Origin of the sequence: Pseudoalteromonas sp. bablab_jr011, assembly GCF_016464045.1 — a bacterium.
Classification (GTDB): domain Bacteria; phylum Pseudomonadota; class Gammaproteobacteria; order Enterobacterales; family Alteromonadaceae; genus Pseudoalteromonas; species Pseudoalteromonas lipolytica.
The window spans coordinates 1-21,024 of the sequence record NZ_JACDWU010000295.1 but is presented as its reverse complement, the minus strand read 5'-3'; the positions used below and the strand labels follow the sequence as shown (position 1 = coordinate 21,024).

15 protein-coding genes are annotated in these 21,024 nt (G+C 39.9%); 5 read left to right on the top strand and 10 right to left on the bottom strand.

Translation table 11 applies throughout. The features are described from left to right. Nucleotides 1-373 precede the first annotated feature (373 nt). The 3 genes from JIG41_RS18205 to pyrC form a co-directional block, all read right to left on the bottom strand. Nucleotides 374-988, bottom strand: a complete 615-nt coding sequence (locus tag JIG41_RS18205; RefSeq protein ID WP_036967529.1) for a response regulator transcription factor — start codon at nucleotides 986-988, stop codon at nucleotides 374-376. Between the two features lie 435 nt (nucleotides 989-1,423). After that, on the bottom strand, nucleotides 1,424-1,633 hold the full coding sequence (locus tag JIG41_RS18200; protein ID WP_036967526.1) for a cold-shock protein: 210 nt from the start codon (nucleotides 1,631-1,633) through the stop codon (nucleotides 1,424-1,426). A 329-nt stretch (nucleotides 1,634-1,962) separates the two neighbouring features. Then, nucleotides 1,963-3,009, bottom strand: a complete 1,047-nt coding sequence (pyrC, locus tag JIG41_RS18195) for a dihydroorotase (RefSeq protein ID WP_199525211.1) — start codon at nucleotides 3,007-3,009, stop codon at nucleotides 1,963-1,965. A 191-nt stretch (nucleotides 3,010-3,200) separates the two neighbouring features. On the opposite strand from pyrC, the gene JIG41_RS18190 reads away from it, so the two are divergent. The 3 genes from JIG41_RS18190 (at nucleotide 3,201) to JIG41_RS18180 (ending at nucleotide 8,237) form a co-directional block, all read left to right on the top strand. Continuing rightward, nucleotides 3,201-5,573: an EAL domain-containing protein gene (locus tag JIG41_RS18190; RefSeq protein WP_199525210.1), complete on the top strand. Its 2,373-nt coding sequence runs from the start codon at nucleotides 3,201-3,203 to the stop codon at nucleotides 5,571-5,573. Between the two features lie 959 nt (nucleotides 5,574-6,532). Next, on the top strand, nucleotides 6,533-7,420 hold the full coding sequence (locus JIG41_RS18185) for a LysR substrate-binding domain-containing protein (RefSeq protein ID WP_036967517.1): 888 nt from the start codon (nucleotides 6,533-6,535) through the stop codon (nucleotides 7,418-7,420). 52 nt (nucleotides 7,421-7,472) lie between these two features. Continuing rightward, nucleotides 7,473-8,237, top strand: coding sequence for a YdcF family protein (locus tag JIG41_RS18180; RefSeq protein WP_036967513.1), 765 nt, complete (start codon nucleotides 7,473-7,475; stop codon nucleotides 8,235-8,237). A gap of 18 nt (nucleotides 8,238-8,255) precedes the next feature. On the opposite strand, the gene JIG41_RS18175 is transcribed toward JIG41_RS18180, so the two are convergent. Continuing rightward, complete coding sequence (locus JIG41_RS18175; RefSeq protein ID WP_199525209.1) at nucleotides 8,256-9,008, bottom strand: Nif3-like dinuclear metal center hexameric protein; 753 nt, start codon at nucleotides 9,006-9,008, stop codon at nucleotides 8,256-8,258. A gap of 150 nt (nucleotides 9,009-9,158) precedes the next feature. Between JIG41_RS18175 and JIG41_RS18170 the strand changes: the two genes are divergently transcribed. After that, nucleotides 9,159-9,536: a hypothetical protein gene (locus JIG41_RS18170; RefSeq protein WP_036967506.1), complete on the top strand. Its 378-nt coding sequence runs from the start codon at nucleotides 9,159-9,161 to the stop codon at nucleotides 9,534-9,536. A gap of 28 nt (nucleotides 9,537-9,564) precedes the next feature. Here JIG41_RS18170 and JIG41_RS18165 read toward each other — a convergent pair whose 3' ends face one another. Further along, nucleotides 9,565-10,041 carry an HPP family protein gene (locus JIG41_RS18165; protein WP_065978721.1) on the bottom strand — a complete coding sequence of 159 codons (477 nt, stop codon included), beginning with the start codon at nucleotides 10,039-10,041 and terminating at the stop codon, nucleotides 9,565-9,567. 96 nt (nucleotides 10,042-10,137) lie between these two features. On the opposite strand from JIG41_RS18165, the gene JIG41_RS18160 reads away from it, so the two are divergent. Continuing rightward, complete coding sequence (locus JIG41_RS18160) at nucleotides 10,138-10,680, top strand: TetR/AcrR family transcriptional regulator (RefSeq protein WP_036967499.1); 543 nt, start codon at nucleotides 10,138-10,140, stop codon at nucleotides 10,678-10,680. Between the two features lie 47 nt (nucleotides 10,681-10,727). On the opposite strand, the gene JIG41_RS18155 is transcribed toward JIG41_RS18160, so the two are convergent. The 5 genes from JIG41_RS18155 to JIG41_RS18135 all read right to left on the bottom strand — a co-directional run bounded on the left by JIG41_RS18155 (nucleotide 10,728) and on the right by JIG41_RS18135 (nucleotide 20,647). Further along, entirely contained in the window at nucleotides 10,728-13,913 is a 3,186-nt protein-coding gene (locus tag JIG41_RS18155; protein WP_199525208.1) for an amidohydrolase family protein, read from the bottom strand. Between the two features lie 104 nt (nucleotides 13,914-14,017). Further along, complete coding sequence (locus JIG41_RS18150) at nucleotides 14,018-14,842, bottom strand: M90 family metallopeptidase (protein WP_065978722.1); 825 nt, start codon at nucleotides 14,840-14,842, stop codon at nucleotides 14,018-14,020. Between the two features lie 96 nt (nucleotides 14,843-14,938). After that, entirely contained in the window at nucleotides 14,939-16,873 is a 1,935-nt protein-coding gene (locus JIG41_RS18145) for a hypothetical protein (RefSeq protein ID WP_199525207.1), read from the bottom strand. Between the two features lie 88 nt (nucleotides 16,874-16,961). Continuing rightward, nucleotides 16,962-19,865: a two-component regulator propeller domain-containing protein gene (locus tag JIG41_RS18140; RefSeq protein WP_199525206.1), complete on the bottom strand. Its 2,904-nt coding sequence runs from the start codon at nucleotides 19,863-19,865 to the stop codon at nucleotides 16,962-16,964. Nucleotides 19,866-19,990: 125 nt separating this feature from the next. Then, nucleotides 19,991-20,647 carry a CatA-like O-acetyltransferase gene (locus JIG41_RS18135; protein ID WP_036967488.1) on the bottom strand — a complete coding sequence of 219 codons (657 nt, stop codon included), beginning with the start codon at nucleotides 20,645-20,647 and terminating at the stop codon, nucleotides 19,991-19,993. Between the last annotated feature and the right edge of the window lie 377 nt (nucleotides 20,648-21,024).

The window sequence follows — 21,024 nt, the reverse complement described above, 5'->3', positions numbered from 1 at the left end:
AAATGCATTAGAGTCTGTCAACTTGATGTTCGGGTTTCATCGGAAAAATTTGGTCACTCGTCGTTGCTATGAAAATAGCCAAAACAATGAATTAACAAAAATATAACAGAGGTGTTCGCGTTAAGGTTCTATAACCCTTGATTGGCAATCATTCCGTTCAGATTAGATTCAAACTTAAACATAAATGTAACATTTAATAAAAGTTTAAATAGGTAAAGATAAGTGAAAAAAAAAATCTCTTTTTTTTCGAACAAAACGGTTTTGAAGAATTTTTATGCATTAAAAAGAGATTAATGTTCAATAAGCAGGCAATTCACCCTTCCGACTGGAAGGATGAATACAGTGAGCGTGTTATGTGTCATCAAGAAATTGGTTAGAATACCGCGCGATCTTTTACAAGCTTTGCCAACGATATTATTGAGTCTACCTCAAGCTTTTCAAAAATCTTTGCTTTATAGGTGCTCACTGTTTTATTGCTAATAAATAGCTTCTCACCGATATCTTTATTGGATAGCCCTTGCAATAAATAATTCATTACCGCAAGTTCACGCTCAGTAAGCAGCTCATCAATGTCTTTTTCACAGGCCACTAAGTGGTCTTGTGGAAAAAACGTGTAACCTCGCAAAATCATTTCAACAGCTGACGAAATGTCTTCTAAACTTTCTGCTTTATTAACGAAGCCTTGTGCACCTAATTTAGCAGCGGTACGAATAATGTGTTTGTCTTGCTTAGCTGACAAAAACAACACTTTCCCAGTAAAACCGCCACTGACAGCTCGCTTGTATAAACTAAAGCCGTCGGAGTCTTCTAGTTCAATATCTAGAATCGCTAGCGCAACATTATTATTCTTTAAAAACTGCAGCGCCTCCTTTTGACTTGCAACAGCTTGAACTTCGTTTACGAGAGTTGACTTCGCTAGCACCATTTTAATTGCTGTTGCCACCATCGGGTGATCGTCTACCAGCAGAATATTGTTTCCTATGCTCATCAATTAGCAAACCTTCATTATATTTTATCAAACAAGTATGAATTACTCAGTATTTTTTCTACGTTCGAGTTGTACTAAGTTTAGCGGGAAATTTTCAGATTGTTGAAAATATCTTCAAACTTATTATCGCCAGTTTGAAATCGTAACTTGAGTGATAAAAACTACCAAATTACACAACTATCAATGTCACATTAAATAGATCCTGCGCAAAGCATATAATACTTTAGTTATGGAGAGTAGCTTTTAAGGAATAGTTATTTAACTTATAGCCGAATGGCTGATATAAAAAACCTAAATTAATGCCTTTGGAGGAATATAATTTCGGTACATGAGAAGTAATTGATTAAATTATGCAGAGGAAGTGTGTTAATTAAGAATGAATTTTGGTGAAACAGAAACTGTTTCACCAAAATGTACTAAGTTTCACATAAAAAATTATGCTACTTCTACGTTCTCAGCTTCAGGGCCTTTTTGACCTTGTTTGATGCCGAAAGATACTTGTTGGCCTTCGCTAAGAGTGCGGAAGCCTGTACCTGTGATAGCACTGAAATGTACGAATACGTCAGGACCATTTTCTTGTTCAATAAAACCAAAGCCTTTAGCTTCGTTGAAGAACTTAACTTTACCAGTAACCGTGTTTGACATACCAAATTTTCCTGTAAGTCAATTATTAAAATTCAGCCATAATGGCTCTATCCTCCCTGAGTGAATGCCCAATAAACTTGGGGTAAAGTACAGGAAGAACTAATAACCAACCGGTAACCGTACAAGCCGCACATTATCCGTAAATTCAATACGCAAAAACTCAAAGCAACTTAAGACTAACACAATAAATGTCTTTTAGCTCTATTAATCGAAAATTATTTTAAGGTCAACCTTCAGTTTTAAAAATATGACAGGCGTATTTCTAAACAATTAAATTACAATGAAAAAAGCCCATCAACTTTGATGGGCTTTTATTTCTTTATTTTATCTTACTTTACTTGCCAGTCCATTTGCGCTTCGGCCTTAATAGGCACTACCTGCGAATCGCCTAATTTATAAGTAGCAGGCACTGTCCAACTTTCTTTCACTAACGTGATGGTATCGCAATTGCGCGGCAAACCGTAAAAGTCAGGGCCATAATGACTCGCAAAGCCTTCTAGCTTATCTAAAGCCCCCGCTTCCTCAAACGCTTCTGCATAGAGTTCAATCGCTGCATGTGCGGTATAAGCACCCGCACAACCGCAAGCAGCCTCTTTCTTATCTTTATAATGCGGTGCAGAGTCGGTTCCCAAGAAAAACTTTTTACTGCCACTTGTCGCCGCCGCAATCAGCGCTTGCTGATGGATATTGCGCTTCAGTATAGGTAAACAGTAATAATGTGGACGAATGCCGCCTGCCAACATATGGTTACGATTGTATAAAAGGTGATGAGCTGTAATTGTTGCAGCAACATTATCTGGTGCGCTATTAACAAACTCTACCGCATCTTTTGTGGTGATATGCTCAAGGACAATTTTCAAGCTTGGGAAATCATTCACAACATCGGCAAGAATGGTTTCTAAAAACACTTTTTCACGGTCAAATATATCTATCGATGAATCTGTCACTTCACCATGAACAAGTAATAACATACCGACGTCATGCATCGCTTCTAGAACTGGGTAAATATTCTTAATTGATGTAACACCCGAGTCAGAGTTTGTTGTCGCACCTGCAGGGTAAAGCTTTGCAGCAACAATTTTTCCTGTTGCTTTTGCTTTTTTTATCTCTTCTGGGCTCGTTTTATCAGTGAGATAAAGCACCATTAGTGGTTCAAAATCACCCTGTGGGCCAGCCGCTTTAATACGCTCATAATACGCCAATGCACTATCGGTACAGGTAGCCGGTGGAACAAGATTAGGCATAATAATCGCACGACCCATGTAGCGGCTTGCATCACGGACAGTATCGACCAATTGATCACCGTCGCGTAAATGAATATGCCAATCGTCTGGTCGTGTAATGGTGAGGGTTTGAATCGTATTTAAATCTGACATTGCTGGTTTCCACGGCTAAGAGTTAGAGGGATAGCTTAAACGAGGTTAAATCACTAATTGACTTACTTTCGTTTATATTCAGGTGCGTAGTTTACACCAGTTTCAGTTTTTTTTGAAAATAACTTTGTGGATATATTGATAGTAGGTTAACGTAATTAATTAACAGATTATTTGGCTCATTTTTCTTTATTATGCCTAAACATTTAGATACCGCGAGTGCACTTGAAGTCAAAACAGATCAGTTGCATATCATTAATCAGTTTTCATCATCGTTGATGCAGTTAGACACCATAGAAGAGCTACTTGAGTACGTCACATCACATGTTGTAAACAGACTCGGGTTCATTGAGTGTGTCATTTACTTAGCAGATGATGAAGCACGTACCCTCAAAGAAGTTGCTTCGATGGGTAAAACAAATAGCGGTGATAACTCTTATTACATTGACCGCACAGAAATTAGTTTTGATCAGGGTATAACCGGGTATGTTGCATCCACTGGCAAACCTTTAATGATAGGCGATGTAAGACACGAAAAACGTTATATCGCAGATGCGCGCCCCGCCCTGTCTGAATTATGTGTGCCGCTGGTTTATAAAGAAAAAATCTTAGGGGTCATTGACTGCGAGCATCCGCAAAAACATTACTATAATGATGCTCACCTTGAGATTTTATCAACGGTTGCCCATTTACTCAGTGCAAAAATCGACCAAGTCAGAACCGTTAAAAACTTAAAGCAAACTGTTAATCAGTTAAACGATGCGCAAAAACTTGAAAATTGTATGCTACAGATAGCCAATCTTACCTATCAATCTAGCGAACTCGACAGCTTTTTTGAGTCACTTCATGCCATTATTACCACGCTACTCAGGGCTGATAACTTTTTCATCGGGCTTTATGACAAAAAATGTGATGTGCTCGATATCGTTTATATTATCGAAGAAGGAGTGCGCTCTAACGCACACAAAAAAATCTCTAAGGATCTATTAAAAGACACGGCTTCCTATTATCTGCTCACAACAGAGCAATCTCTATTATTCAATAAGGAAGAATTCCAGCAACATATTGATGCAGGCCATTTTAAAATGGTGGGTCGCCAAGCAGAATCATGGTTAGGTGTTCCCTTTAAAGTAAATGACAGAATTAGCGGGGTCATTGCGGTGCAAAGCTACAGTGATCGTTATCACTACAGTGAGCATGATCGCGCGCTTCTTACCTATGTAAGTCGCCAAATTAGCATGGCTATTGACCGTCAATTATCACGTCAAGAATTAGAGCACCGTGCATTACATGATGAACTAACAGGGTTAGCAAACCGTTCATTATTAATTGAACGCATAAAACACGGCATATTGCGTTTAGCACGTGCGAATAAAGAGACCCAACATGCGTTGTTGTACTTAGATTTTGATCGGTTTAAAAGTATTAATGACTCATTAGGTCATGAAGTGGGTGACCATTTTTTAGTGAGAATTTGTGAATTAATTCAAGGCGCCATTCGTAACACAGATACTTTTGCCCGCTTAGGGGGAGACGAATTTGCGATTTTTATGGAGAATATAACCGATAAGCAGCAAATAAATGATGCCCTAGAGCGAATTCAAACTGCACTAGCTGATCCCCTCAATATTGACGGCCACTTATTACAGGCTTCTACCAGTATTGGCGTTGCATTTTGTGAAAGTGAAAACGACAAAGCTTACAAATTATTGCAACATGCTGATGCAGCCATGTACGAAGCTAAATCTTCAGGGCGTGGACACGTAAAGTTTTTTAATAACACAATGCGTAAAAAGCTAAAAACCCATGCCGATATCGAAAATGATTTACAGCATGGCATCGAACACAATGAATTTGAACTGTATTATCAACCAATTTTTACAATTCAAGAGGCACAGGTCATTGGCTTCGAAGCACTGGTACGCTGGCACCATCCAACCAAAGGGTTTGTAGCACCGAATGATTTTATCCCCGTTGCAGAAGATACAGGGCAAATCATCAACTTAGACCTGCATTTACTCGACTTAGCAGCTCAGCAAATTTCACATTGGTATCAACACGGACTTCCCTTTACCAGAGTCACTGTTAATGTCTCGTCTAGGCACTTTGCGAGTCTTGATTTTGTAGCCCAAATGCATGCTTTATATAAAAAGTATCAACTTCCGTTAGGGTCACTCTGTCTAGAAATTACAGAATCAGGGCTAATAGGTAATTTAGAACTCGCAACTAAAATAATAAAAGGGTTAGCGCCCCTTGAAGTAAAACTTTGCTTAGATGACTTTGGGACAGGTTACTCTGCCCTAGGCTATTTACACCAATTACCGATTCATATCTTAAAAATTGATAAGAGCTTTATTGATCATATTACAAAATCACATAACCCATTAATAGATGCCATATTATCTTTAGCACAATCATTACAGCTTGATGTGGTTGCAGAAGGAATTGAAACTGAGCAACAGCTAGCCATCTTAAAACAAACACCGTGTAAATTTGGTCAAGGCTTTTTAAAAGCAAGGCCAATGCCGGCAAAGGATGCTAAAAACGTTATTTTACATGGCTTATAAAAAGCATACTCGCCTTTATAAGCCATGAAAAAAACGACCTTACTGTAAAAAGACGGATTTGTTTATTGATAAGCTTGCTGTAATAACCTTTAGCAACCATACGCAATCATTTTCAGGCATTAAACCTGACATACACAGCGTTAAGGATGTCTGATTAACGCCTCCATAGGTGCAGGAGTTACAGCAATGCAAAGGCGATTACCAAACACAAATAACACAGCTACATAACACAATGTGCTTGCTACCGACGCGGTTTTCTTACCTCACATTTATTGCCACTAATACCATTCCGCTTAATTAAGTGGTCTATTTTGAGGCAATAAAACCGCGTTGATAACAAGGCAAAAATTTAGTTATTTAGTTGTTTTAAATCAGAAATTTTTAACGCAGGTAGCGACTGGTTTGATCACTCAAAATGATTAAGTATTTTTGCGGATTGGTATAAATTAAACGCCTTGCTAGCAACGGGATGACTCAACGTATACTTTTTTATATCGGTGTTAATATAACTTGCTAACACTGAACAAAGAGCCCTCTATTGAGCAATATATACATGCCACTCCCCTCTACACAGCACATTAATCTTTCTCACTCTATACCTTAAGTTTACCTTTATACCTGAGTACACCTTATGCCTAGTTCACATTTTTAGGCTTCAAAAGCTAAATTTGGCACTGGCGGCACTGGGGATACCTTTATTGAGTTTTCTCTTTTTTGTCGCTTTTCCTATGACTGCTAAATTCGCCACTTATAAACTTGAGGTAAATTCATGGAAATATCGCAGCAAGTGTAAAAAAACAAACTGACAACGCTGTCATTTATTGTTTAGAAAGGTTATTGTAAACATGCAGTAAAAAACAACGCTATTTTAGACGTCTAGACGTTGAAAAAATATAAACGAAAGCGTAGTATGTTTGTAATCTGAGTTTGACTCACATTTTTCATGAGATTTTTTAAAGATGATTGATATAAAGCACCTTAAAACAATTGCGACACTTAAAGAGACCGGTTCTTTAGTTAATACAGCCCGAGAACTCTTCTTAACGCAATCAGCGTTATCACATCAGATTAAAGATCTCGAAAATAAACTCGACTGCCAGTTATTCGAACGGAAAACACAACCGGTTCGTTTCACACCGCAGGGCATGCTCTTACTTGAATTAGCCAACGAGGTGCTTCCTCGGGTAGAAGCCACAAAATGTCGATTAAAAGAGAGTCTTAATCAACCAATATCAAACTTGAGATTAAGTGTTGAGTGTCACGCCTGTTTCCATTGGCTGTTGCCGACAATTAAAGAATTTAATAATTTTTGGCCAGACATTAAAGTCGATTATGAACGCGGTTTTAGCTACGATGCTATTCCTGATTTAATGAATGACGAACTCGATCTTGTGCTTACATCAGATATTCGTGAACCAGATCAGCTCGAATATGCACATCTATTCGACTTTAAATTAAAATTAATCGTGGCACCTGATCATGAGCTTGCAAAAAAAGCCTATGTGACCGCCCTGGATCTGAAAAACGAAACAATCATTTCATACCCTATTCCACGTGAACGTCAGGACATTTTTAAGCATTTTATACAAAATGCACGCTTTGACGGCACACTTAAAACCGTTGACCAAGGCTTATTAATTTTTCAGCTTGTTAGTGCTGGAATGGGGGTTGCTGCGCTACCAGACTGGTTAGTTACACCTTATGAAAGCCAAGGCTTGATAAAATCAATTCCATTAGGTGCTCTAGGTCTTACACGTCCTATGTACTTAGCAATGAAAAAAAATATGAAAGATAATCCTGTATATCGTCATTTTTTGAATACTTGCAAACTAAATAATGGTCGCTAAACACAGATAAACTATCTAACATCGTTATATCTTACAATCACTTGTATTTACTATGTTTGAAATTAAGAAGATAATTGGCTCATTGTTAATGCCACTCCCGTTGCTTGGCATAATAACATTACTAATGGTATTTCTAGCGATAACACAGCGACGAAAAGCGCTCTATTTAGGGTTTATCAGTGTATTAAGCCTACTAATTGTAAGCACCCCTTATGTTGGTCAAACGCTGATTGCTTCAAGTAATAACCCACAATGGCAATTTAATAAACGCCAACACTCCCAGATTGATAACATTGTTGTTTTAGGTTGTACCATCATGCCGCATCCACAACTTGTTGCTAATAACCAACTGGGCGATTGTGCTATAAGCCGCTTATTAGAGGGTGTAAAACTTGCGCATCAATACCCGGATGCTATTTTATTTGTCTCTGGTGGTGGCTTTGCCAATACCACAAACAGCCAATTGATGTTTGAAACAGCCAAGACATTAGGTATCGCAGCATCAAGGATCAAACAAAACCCGCTTGCGATGGACACCGCAGAAGAAGCGAAAAGACTGGCGATATATTTGGTCGACAAAAAGAGTGCTTTAGTCACATCTGCAAGCCATATGCCGCGCGCAAAAGATCTCTTCAACGCGCAAGGAATCGAGGTAATACCCGCAGCAACAGATTATAAAGATTACAGCCAATTTCCCATGTACAAACAATTTATCCCCAGTGCCGATGTACTCGTTGCAGTTACACGAGTGAGCCACGAAAAGGTAGGCAGTCTGTGGATTAAATTACGCCGCTGGATTGATCCAGAGGCGTTGTAATCACTTAACCCTGTTAGATTAAACAGGGTTATCAATATCTATAAAAGTAACATCAAAACCATGCTGCTCAGCTAAAAGCTCGCCAAGTGCTTTTATTCCGTATCGCTCAGTAGCATGGTGACCTGCAGCGAAAAAATCAATTCCTTGCTCTCGCGAGCTATGAATAGTTTGCTCAGATGCTTCACCTGTCAAATAGGCATCAATACCTTGAGCAGCAGCTAAGTCAATATAACCTTGCCCGCCCCCTGTACACCAAGCAATGGTTTCAATCTTGTCATCGCGCACTAAGCTCGTTAAAGATTCACGGTGTAGCACTGTGCTAATTTTGTCTGCAAACTCTTTGCCCGTTAAAGGTGTTTTTAAAAATCCTTTTACTGCGACGCTGTTTGGTCCCGCTTCAAGCCCCGCGCTAAGTTCAATATCTAATAAGTGTGCAAGTTGCGCATTGTTGCCAATGACGGGATGAACATCTAATGGCAGATGATAAGCAAATAAGTTGATATCATGAGCAAGTAACGCCGCTACACGCCGTTTTTTCATACCTGTGATTGGCTGAGACTCACCTTTCCAAAAATATCCATGGTGAACCAAAATAGTATCCGCGCCGTGATCAATAGCCGCATCAATCAATGCTTGGCTTGCCGTGACCCCTGTCACTATTTTTTTTACCTCGTTTGCACCTTCAACCTGAAGCCCATTCGGGCAAAAATCTGCGATTGAGTCGGGTTTTAGAATGTCGTTTAATAACTGAGTAAATTGTTTACGTTGCATATAGAAATCGTCCTCTACCCCTTAAATTTGTGCAAATTTTGGCGTTTATAAGTCAAAAATGGAAGGAAAATCGCAAAAAATTGAAAAGTAAGCTGAAAATAGGTATAAATATATATTCTTAATCTGTGTTTACAACGTATAGGGTCTCTGATGAGCAAACTAGACAAAACAGAAGTGTTAAATGCCTTCGAAGCAGCTTATGAAGCAGCGAATGGTAAAAAACCTGAAATCACAACAAAACCTGGTTGGTATAGCATCGACGGTGGCAAAAATTTGCGCCTTGCTGATGTTGCAGCGCTGACTGAAGAGCTCACTTCTGGTAAAACAGCTGAGCCTAAAGCAGAAGAAGCACCAAAAGCACCGGCAAAAAAAACCAAAACTAAAACCGCTGCGCCAGCTAAGTCAGTTAAAAAGTCACCATTCACCGTAGTGAAAGCGAATGATGATGGTTTCAAAGCTGAAGAGCTGTGGATTGTTAACCTAGCTGAAAAAGACCACGATTGTCGTTTACCTCGTGGTGTTGTGTAACTAATTACACATTGGGAAAAAACCGCTACTAATTAGCGGTTTTTTTATGCCCAGTTATCGAGATATTTATCAAGTATTGTGAAACAAAACCACAAAGCACAATAAATACGGTACCTGTTAATACGGGCATTACTAAAAAATCCCAGCTTTGCAACGATTGCATTATTAAAATAGGATTTGCCCCAGCGGCAGGATGCACTGTGCGTGTTAGCATCATTAATGAAATAGCCAACCCACTGGCAATAGCAATCTCAAAAGGACTGACACCAACAAAATTTACAAATAAGACTCCTATAAACGCCGTTATAAGGTGACCACCAATCACATTTCTGGCCCGCGCAAGTGGACTTGTAGGTACACCAAAGACTAAAACGGCAGTCGCTCCAAATGGAGCCATTAACCATATGCCAAAATCCCCTCGTTGCTGTAAGTAAGCAAGTACAAAAATAGCCAGCGCTGCAAATCCACCTGCAATAACCGCTTTGTTAATTGTTTTGTCCATCATATCTCCATTGCTCAAAGTAGACCGAGTTGTCTACCTGCAAATAGTAGACAACTCGGTCTACTTATGTCAAGCTAGAATTTCTATCTAGGAGCAAGCATGGATAAAAGAACACACATTACATTGACTGCACTCGAATTGTTTTACGATAAAGGAATTCACAGCGTGGGGATTAATGAAATTATTAGTGCAGCAAATGTAGCTAAAAAAACGATGTACCATCATTTTGCAGGTAAAGATGAATTAATTTTAGCGTGCCTAAACGAACGGCATACTACATTCATAACGTGGCTTGAGAACGCCACCAACCAACAAACGACATTACACGATTTTCAAGAACGTTTATTTACAAGCTTCGAAGATTGGTTTCATTCTAAGGTTGCAGAGCTTGGAAACTTTAATGGCTGTATGTTCATTAACGCAGCGGCAGAATACTCAGCGCCGCAAAGCCCAGTCAACCTTGCATGTAAAGCACATAAAGCCGCTGTTTCTTCACTCATCAAACAGCGTTTGTCAGAATGTAAAGACGTAAAAGCCGAGAAAATTGATTCTCTTTGCCACTATTTAATGACACTCACTGAGGGAATGATTTGCCAAGCAAAAGTGTCTGGTATGAAGCAATTCCCTCGCCTGCTAAATTAAAAACCATAAAAAAAGCGGCTCAATGGCCGCTTTTCACTTTACGCTATTTATATCTTTTCAAAATATAATTTATCACGTTGTTTTCCGCCGACTTCATTCATCGTTGCCGCGTCAAATAAACGACCATTCACCATGGTATAGTCGATTTTGTCGGTATCACGAATATTCGTCAACGGGTTACCATCAATAACGATAAGATCCGCTAATTTGCCCGGCTCTAATGAACCAATATTTTTATCTAAGCCGATGTATTTAGCAGGATCGAGTGTCGCCGCACGAATTGCTTCTAGCGGCGTCATACCGCCTTGAGCAAACATCCAGATTTCCCAATGTGCAGCTAAGCCTTCACGTTGACCATGAGCGCCCAAATTAACCAATACTCCTAAGTCTTGTAGCTCTTTAGCAACGCGTGCGTTGTTAAAGTGGTTGTAATGATGATCGGGTGCTTTTACTCGACGCATTGAGCGCGGTAAAAGTTGGTTTTTAGGCACAAATTTACTTAGACGTGGGTGGTTCCACACATCCGTTTTATCATACCAGTAGTTTTCACCCCAAATGCCACCATAAGCAACACCTAACGTAGGTGTATAACCTACATCACTTTGCGACCATAGTTGGCGAATATCATCATAAATGTTCGCAACAGGAATTGAGTGCTCAATACCGGTATGACCATCAACGACCATGGTCAAGTTATGCTGCAATAATGAGCCCCCTTCTGGCACAACCATCATTTCAAGTTCACGCCCAGCTTCAATTACTTGCTGACGCTGTTCACGGCGAGGCTGGTTGTATGACTTAACACTAAATGCACCCACTTTTTTCAAGCGTTCAAGGTGGAATTTAGCATCGTCAAGCGAGTCAATATGCGATGTATAGCCCGGCATATTGGCACCGTACAGTATTGTACCGGTAGAAAAAATGCGTGGTGCCACTATCATGCCTGCTTTTTGCATTTCACTCGCAGCAAAAATTTCGGTGGTGTCGTTCGATGGATCATGAATCGTCGTAACACCCAGCGATAAACCAGCAAGGTTTTTCCAGTTTTGTTGCGGGATTATTTCATCACTGGCTTGCGCACCATGAGCATGGGCATCAACAATGCCTGGCATAATCGTCTTGCCGGTCACATCAATAACTTCTGCACCTTTAGGAATTGTTACAGAGTCTTTGCTTCCGACTGCTTTAATGTGTTTTCCATCAGTTACAATCACACCATTTTCAATAACTTGCTCACCATTCATGGTAATGATGCGTGCGCCCGTTAGTGCAAACATCCCCTTTGGCTCAGCCATTGTTTTGGTAAAGCCAATGTTGTCACCACTTTTCACTTTAAAATCTGTGTCTGCGTTTTTATTTATGTCAAATAAACCCGCTAAACTTGCATGATAAAGCTCAGGACCAAGACTCCAATACAGTTTATCACTGGTTCCACTCCAGCTAATATTCTCGCCCGCACGAACTGATAATTGTTCAATTGGGAATTGACTATCTTTCGGGCCAATATTAATGGTTTTGCCGCGTTCAACAAAAGGGGTTACAAACACTTTAAAACGCTCAGCAAATGCCAAATATTTACCATCTGGCGACACTCTGAACTCCGTTGCATGCTCAGACTCATACAGCTTACGTACTTCTTTTGACTCAAGCTCAACCACACTAAGCGTAGGTTTAGGCCATGGGCTCATTACATAAATACGGTCATTCACTGCGCCAAATTGCGGCTGGTAACCTGACTTAGTGATCAGTGCGGATTCACCGCCCTTGGCACTAACAGAATAAATGCCCGGCTCTAATGACCAGGTTGGATTGAGGATACTGCCACCCGATGCTTTACGATAAACAACCGTCTTACCATCTGGGCTAAAGGTAGGTTCTACATATTTACCTGGTTCTTCTGTTAACTTATTACCTCGTCCGCCTCTTGCAGAAACGACACGCACAGAGCCCTGTTCATTGTCATCCCACGTTGTATAAACTACTTTTTTACCATCGCGGGAAAACTGTGGAAATAACTCAAAATGATCGTCTTGTTTAGTTAAGCGTTTCACTTTACCTGACTCAAGATCACGCTTATAAATATGACCCAAAGCTTCAAAAATGGCTGTTTCACCGTCTGGTGAAATTTGCACATTGCGCAGCATTTTTACCGCAAAATTATCGCTATCGATATTGTGTGTAAACCGCACTGCTTTTTGAATTTGTTTATTGGTTTCTACCTTAAATGGGATACGTGATACTGATTTATCATCAACATCTAATTTATGAATTGTGCCACCAGCCCAAAACACTAATTGCGCATTATCTGGCGTCCAAGCAATGGTCGGGTAAACACCGTGTATTGCCCATGTTTCTTGCATATCTCGCTCAAGCTCACCATATAACTTTGTATGCTCACCAGTGTGAAGGTCATATAAATATAAGCTTGTTTGAAAATCATCACGCTTGATATAAGCCAGTTTTTTACCATCTGGTGAGGGAGTTGGACGAATAGCGCCCCCCATTCCATCAATAATAGTTTCAATTTCACCGGTTTCACGGTCATAGCGTTTAATTTTGTAGATACCCGCAACTGAATCTTTTGAGTAATGGAATGTTTTACCTGGTGTAGCATCATGTGAAAAATACACATAACGACCGTCAGGTGAAAACATCGGTTCACCTAAATCTTTTTGATCGTTTTCACGTGCCGTTAACTGCACTCCCTTACCACCGGCTTTGTGGTATAGCCAAACTTCACCCGCACCGAGTGAGCGGCTTGCTGTAAAGTGCTTACGCGCAACTAAATAGTCGCCATCGGGGCTCCATGCAGGGCTATTTAATAAACGAAACGTTTCGTCAGTGACGGCCTTTTGGTTTTCACCGTTGACATCCATAATCCAAATGTTATCACCACCACCTTGATCAGATGTAAACGCAATGTATTTACCATCAGGGCTAAAGCGCGGTTGCATCTGCCACGCAATATCACTTGTTAATTGTTTTGCCGTACCGCCCGAGATTGGCATAGTGTAAATATCACCCAACAGATCAAACACCAAGGTTTCACCATCAGGACTAATATCAACATTCATCCACGTGCCTTGTTCAACACTGATTTTGGCATCTAAAAACTGACCTGCTGGCGCATCAACTCGCCACTTTTCATCACTTGACTGCTCGGTTGCTATTACTTGCCCTGTAAAGGCGAGTGAAATCGAAACAGCCAAAGCCGTATGAAGCATTTTCTTCATGGAATTCTCACTTGTTATTGTTTTGTTATTTGCACACATATTGATTGCATCAAATAGCATAGCAAGATTCCAGCATTACGTGTTAAACAGTCGTAAATTGGCGACTAATGCCACGCAATGGGATCAAATTCATAATAGCCTACCAATAAATGATAAATTTCAGGATCGAATTGCCTAAGTGCAGCAGGCTTTTCAAGGAAAGTTTCGGTGATCACGGCAAAAAACTCGGCTTCATTGGTCGCCCCATAACTATGAATAACATGGGGCATACCGTAAGCAATGTGTGTTTTAAGCTGATTAAAAGCACGACTGAATACTTTGGCCCATTGTTGATAGTCAGCATTACTAGCAAGCAATGGCGTGCCTGTCGTTTTTCCTGTTTCTTGGTCTAGTTGATGAGCAAATTCATGGAATACCAAATTGTGGCCATCACTAGGGAGCCGGCTTCCTTCTAGCACATCGTGCCAGCTTAAGACCAAGGTGCCACCAGGCCATGACTCACCTTGTCTCACGGTATTATGATAACTAACAAGACCTGCACCATCGCGTGATGTTTGTGGTGCATAATAGGCACTTGGATATAATAAAATGTCTTTCACATTACGATATAAAGGCCAAGGCTTATTGAGCACTAAAACACATGCATCTGCAGCAACAATGAGTTTCATTGCATCATTTAACTGCAGGCCATCACACCCAATAAATCGCTTTTCATTTAAGAACCAAACAATATGACGCTCTAATTTTTCACGATCAGCGTCCGTCATTTTTTGATAAATAGGCATGTACTTCAACAGCAATGACTTCTGCTCTGAAGTAAGGGAATAGGTCAGGTACTTTCTATGCCAAAAATGATTTCGAATATCATCCCAGCGCCAGTAACCGACAATAAAAATGAGCAAAAAAAGTAACAAAACAAGGTTAAGCATTATCATCGCCTAAAATATAATCTTGTTACTTTAATGTGTGCAAACAAAAAAAGATCAATTGTCTGCACACATTTTTATTTAAGTTGCAGTAAAAAGTTACAGGACAGGAACCGTTGCCGAACCAGTTACCACTTCTTTACTGCCTTTGACTCGATACTCATAGTCGAAGGTAATCGTATTAACGTTACCAGACGCGTTATCATCAAGGTATGTTACATCCCACGGTAGTCCATGCATATACATTAAGCCATCTGGTAAAGAAGTATATTTAATTGCATTGCCCGAATCACCATAGGCCGTTTCATTTAATGCAATTGAAACTAGGTTTCTTAAACTATCATTATAAATATACTCACCAGAGACAATTGTAAGCTCTTCGTAAACAGGATTCATAGTGCCATTGTTTGTATAACCCGTTAAGGTAATATCAAGTTCGGCAAGTGATGCAATAGACGTTGGTAAATACAATCTCACGTTATTACCACGACTCGATGATGCTGCACTCTCACCCGCTGAGTTAGTAGCGTGAATCAATTGGCCAGCTTTCAAACCATTATTATTATCGAATTTAACATCTTCGATTGAAAACGCAGCTTTATCAGCAACCGTAAATTCATTTTCAAATGAATAATTAGCAGTTAAAGCAGTTTCTTTATCAATCACTGAATTTAAACGGTACTTATAACGACCAACACTAAGCGCTTGCTCAGGCAATACTTCCACAAAGGTATCATTTAATGACAATGATGAAGTCGTTGTAATGTCTACATCCTTTCTAATAAAAAATGTACTGCCAGCAGGGACTGAATCTGTTGTTGATTCATTACCACGGATCACTGTAAGTGAATTGCTTCTCACCAATGAAAAGCTATCTTGTGTAAGCTCTATTGGTTTTGAGAAGAACAAGTAATAACCATTATTCAACGCATTAACAGTTTGGCTAAGCAAATCTACTTGCGTCGTTTGTGTGCCTTTATTGGCCTTAAAAATCACCGACACAACACCGTCTTCGACTTGGAAATTACCTTGGTTATAGATATTGCCGACCACCAACTCACCATTTTCTTCTCTAACAGAAAATGAATCAGATAAATAATTCTGACCATTTACATCTGTAAAAGCCGACATTCTTACAGTAAGTGATGAGCTGCCTTTAAAGTCATAAACATACTCATTTTCTGTCGCATCAAAGGTCAAAGGATTAGACTCAAAATCATTGCTTGATGCCACTAATTCAATATTTGAAAAGACTTGACCAGTTTCATCGATGACTTTAACACGTAATTGATACTCTTTTGTCGCATCTGTATCTTTAAACAAAATGGTTGCATCATCATTCAATGTGCTAAATGAGACAGAACTTTGATTGTAATAATTTTGTACAAGCTCATAATCATTAATAGCATCGTTATCAACATCCATATCGATATGAAGAGCAATTGCATTTCCCAAACCAACGGGTTTCTCAATTGAATAAAGATTAGTTTGCTCGTTATAGGTCGCACTGAAAAAGTGCTCATTGCGAGATTGCCACGAGCTATCTGTTAGGCCTAATGATGTAGTATAAGTAAACTGAAGGTCTTTAATAGGTGTATTTTCACCATCAAGCAATGCCGTGAATTGAATGGTCTCTGTTGTAGTAACTGAAAGTGAGCCTAGCTGGCTAACTCCAGCACCTGAGTTACCATAAAATGCACGCTGTTGAAACGAACCATCAGTACTTGTCACAAGTAACACGTAATCAGAATGTTTTGGAATATTTTTCAATTCAAACATGCCATCACTCAGCGAAACCGCCTCTGACCAAGTGTTGCCAATTTTTATTTGAATTTGTGCATTAGTCGCTAAGCTGTCAGTGACGTAATTTTTAACCGTTCCTGTTAAAGTCGCTGTTTCAGCTTCTTGAGTGGCCTTATTTTGTTCTTCAATTGCACTGACTAGTTCATCGTTATTGTTGTCTTCAACTTCTAAACAACCAGATAATAAAAAACTCGCAGAAATTGCGAGTGCAATAGTATGTTTTTTAAACATAAAAACTCCATTTAATTATTATTGTTTCCCTTGTGGGGCTGCAATTATAATGAACTTAAAATGAATAAAAAAGCCATTTGTTACCAATCTACAAAATTGATGTTTCTTTATTGTAAATTACCACTTTGTTCCTGCCATTATTTTTAGCGTGGTATAGCGCGGTATCTGCATGAGAAAGTAGCCGATCATAGTCGGTAACATTTGCATTATCTGCAACACCGAAACTTACAGTGACAGACAGTTCTTTCGCAAGTTCAGAAAAATTATAATCCGCGATTTCTAAGCGAATAATTTCACATAAACGCGCGGCTTCATCAGCACCTTTATGAGGAAATAGTAAAGTGAACTCTTCGCCCCCCCAACGCGCAGCATAACCTTCATCTGGAAAGTTGATACGTAACAAACGGGCAATTTCACAAATCACTTGATCACCAATCAAATGTGAAAAATTGTCATTAATTAATTTAAAGTGGTCAATGTCCATAATCGCAACACTTAAGCTTTGCTTATTATGTTGGAACTGACTAAAGTTCTCGAATAGCCAACTATCGAATGCTCGTCTATTGGGTAGCTGAGTTAATTGGTCATGATTAGCGAGATGCGCGAATGCATCTGCTTGGTTCTTTAAATCGTGCATTTGTTGCTCGACCTTCTCCGTCAGCTCTATTTCAATGCGTTTATAATGATATAAACGGTATTTATATATTGCATAGGCTATTAAAAATAAGCCCAAAATAAGCACTAATTTAAAGCTGGTCTTTTGCCAAAAATATGGCGCAATTCTGAATCGTAACGTTTGTTCATTGTTTTGCCATTCACTATTTGGATAGCCCGCACGGACCTTAAATGTATATTCTCCCGGAGGTAAGTTTGTATACTCAGTAATAGCTAAGCGGCCTCTATCAACCCATTCTTCGTTGTAGCCACTTAAGTGAGTTTGATAATTTAGACGCTGCGGCATAATAAAACTTAAGCCTGCATAATTAAATGACACCCTTGAAATACCCGCTGGTAAACTTAGTACATCACTTTTAGCGGGCAATCCAACGGGCTTACCATCAACTTCAAAGCTTTCTATGACCGTTGACAAACGACGTTTACTCGCCTCTTTAAGTCGCTCAGGCTTTACAATCGCAACCCCTTTTGCCGTTGCAACCCAGAGTTGACCATCAGAATGTGTCACTGCTGCAGGGTTAGAACCGCCATTTGCTTGCGCGCTCAGCATGCCATCGCCTTCATCATACAACTGCATAGAAACAACAACTGACTCCGCACCCGTGGGGTTATCTAAAAATTCAGTAAGCTGGGTTTTATTGAGCTGAATAACACCGCGATTACTGGTTAACCACAACGAGTCACCTTGCTCAATAACCTGAAATAATTTATCAACGGGTAAGCCCTGTTCACGTCCAAACAAATGCATAACATCGGTCTTCAAATCGTAACGTATGAGGCCTCGATCCGTTGCGAGCCACATTTTTTCGCCATCAAGATAAAAACCAAACGCATATTCAGTGCTAAATTTTTCAGGAAATTCTATGTTAGAAAATGTGTTTAATGCGGGATCAAAAATAGACACTCCAACACCTGTTCCAACCCATAGCCGGCCTTGATTATCTTCAGCAAGTGCCATAATAAAATTGCCAGCTAAGCCTTTTTCAGTAGTGTAAGAATGAATTTGTCCGTCGTCTGTGAGCTTTGTAAGGCCGCTGGCAGTGCCGATCCATAAATTATGTGAGCTATCGAATAATACCGCTCGTACCTCATTATTAAGAAGCCCATAAGTGCGATTCTTAACTGGGTAAATTTTGTTATTCACCACTTTCATGAGGCCACCAGTGTACGTGCCAAGCCATACATCCCCATTTTTGTCTTCAGTTAAACTTAGCACTGACAGGGGATCACGTTCATATGCTTGGTTTAAGGTGGTTATTTCCCCATTTATAATTCGGTTTAAACCATTGCTACTGCCTACCCACAAACTACCATCAGAATGAGACAATACGGTGCGAACATAATCTGAAGCAAGACCACGGCTTTGGCTCCAATTCGTAAACGGGGCTTCACGCAGCCTGAATAGCCCTGCATTAGTACCAACCCAAATGCTTTTTTCACGGTCCTGCAGTAATGACAGAGTACGGTTATTCGGCAAGCCATCATCGGCATCGAGATTTTCAAGGCCTGATTGCCTCAATCTAAAAACACCTTTGTTGATTGTACCGAACCAAATGTCTCCTTGGGTATCTTCGAGCAAACTCGATATGGATTCATGATTGAGCGTTGCATCAACAGAGACAAATTTATCGTGTTGCTTTTGCCATGCCCCTTTTTCTGTGCCGACGATTAAGGTACCCGACTGAGTCAATAACAGCGTAAAAGCAGAGGCATCAGGTAAACCGGCCTCTTGACCAACTTTACTGACCTTTTTACCTTCAATTTTGTATAAGCCATCACTGGTTGCAGCCCAAATGACATTCTGTTTGTCTTTTATTAGTCTGTATGCACTCAGTTTATCAACCAATGTGTGTTCTGTTGCTTTTTCTGATGCACGATACACAATACCTTGTCCCTCAAGAGCGAGCCAAATTTCGCCTTGTTCTGAGATCAATGCATGATTAATCATGGTCGATGAACTTGGAAGCGACCGCCACTGGCCCTGTGAGCGCACGGCAATCCCGCCTCGTGCTCCAACAATGTATAAATCGCCATTATCAATGGCTATCAGACTTCTTAAACCTGAATCAGGCAATCCTGGGATCTCGGTTCGTGTAAAAAGTTTAAACTCTCGACCATTAAAACGCGCCAACCCTTCCCACGTTGCTATCCAGATATAGCCATCTTTCGTTTGTGCAACACTGTTAATACTATTGTGAGGTAAACCTGAGCGTGTATTCCATGTCTCAGTAAAATAGTCACTCAATGAAAGGCGAGTTGATTCTGCAAAAGCGCTAAAACATACACACAGTAAAATGAGACTAACTACCCGCGCCATAAAGCTTAACCTTTAATTATTGTTCTTTTCAGTGATGCTGTGTGGTGCTCATATCGTCAACCAACACTTCCATTACTACTACATTAGTTGCAATTCTTACTCACTTTAATCACATTTAGCAACAATCAATTACAGTAATCATTAATTTTTTCTTGCAAGATTTGAACAAACCGAGCGACATGTAAACCATCCATTAAAGCGTGATGGACATCAATGGATAGCGGGATCTTGCCGGTTCGCTTATCGTATTGACCAAACACCAATTTAGGAATACCTAACCCGTGCCCCTCACTAACGGCATGTGAAAACCCCGTGAAATTTAGCCAAGGTAAAACAGAAATATGAATGAGATCGGGTTGCCCTTCTGTCGCTGCAAACGCTTCTGAGAAGAAAGGTTGCCCTTTACTTTCTTTTGCTACCTGCAATGCATGCTCAGAAAAGCGTTGAATAGAATCATGTTTTTCAAAGTAACTGAAACGCAATGTATCATCATCAGCTAACTCAACCACACTAGCACGTACAGTTGATAGCTGAATAGGACACGAATCTATAATACGCTGGCGCATGGGCGCATAATCGTGGCAAGCCTCTAAAGTCAGAAAAATATAGCTATGAAAAAATGAATACGGCGCTGACTTACACTGCTCATAAAGTGCAGCCATGTCGAGCGACACACAAACATTAAAGTAAGGGAGACTAAATTCTTTGAAAAAAGCAAAATGTTGCTTACGAGGCCATGACTCAAGATCAATTACGTGACAGTCATTTGGAAGAGAATGCATTGGGTGGCCCTGTGAAATAAAAAAACAGTGTAGCCAGATACATTCATTAAGTCATGTAATTGCGATTAAAATCCGCGATAGTCAATTGGCTTTTTAGGGCTGTTTGCATGTTGTCGCCTATAAAGGTATTTGGCGTAATATGTTATAGCTGTAAGCTTAATTAAGCGGTTTATTTGGAATAATATTGCAAATGGGTATTGAAGCCTATTTGGGCACAAAAAAAGGCGCGCCATGCGCTAATGCCGTTCACTTAAGGTGAGCGGCATTGTATTTTCGAGGGTATCGGCTTGGTTTTTTCTTAACGACTCTAGGGAAGGATCTTTCTCGCCTGGGCTCAAGTATTAAACTCTCACTCATTGAGTAGAAGTTTTGGAGTT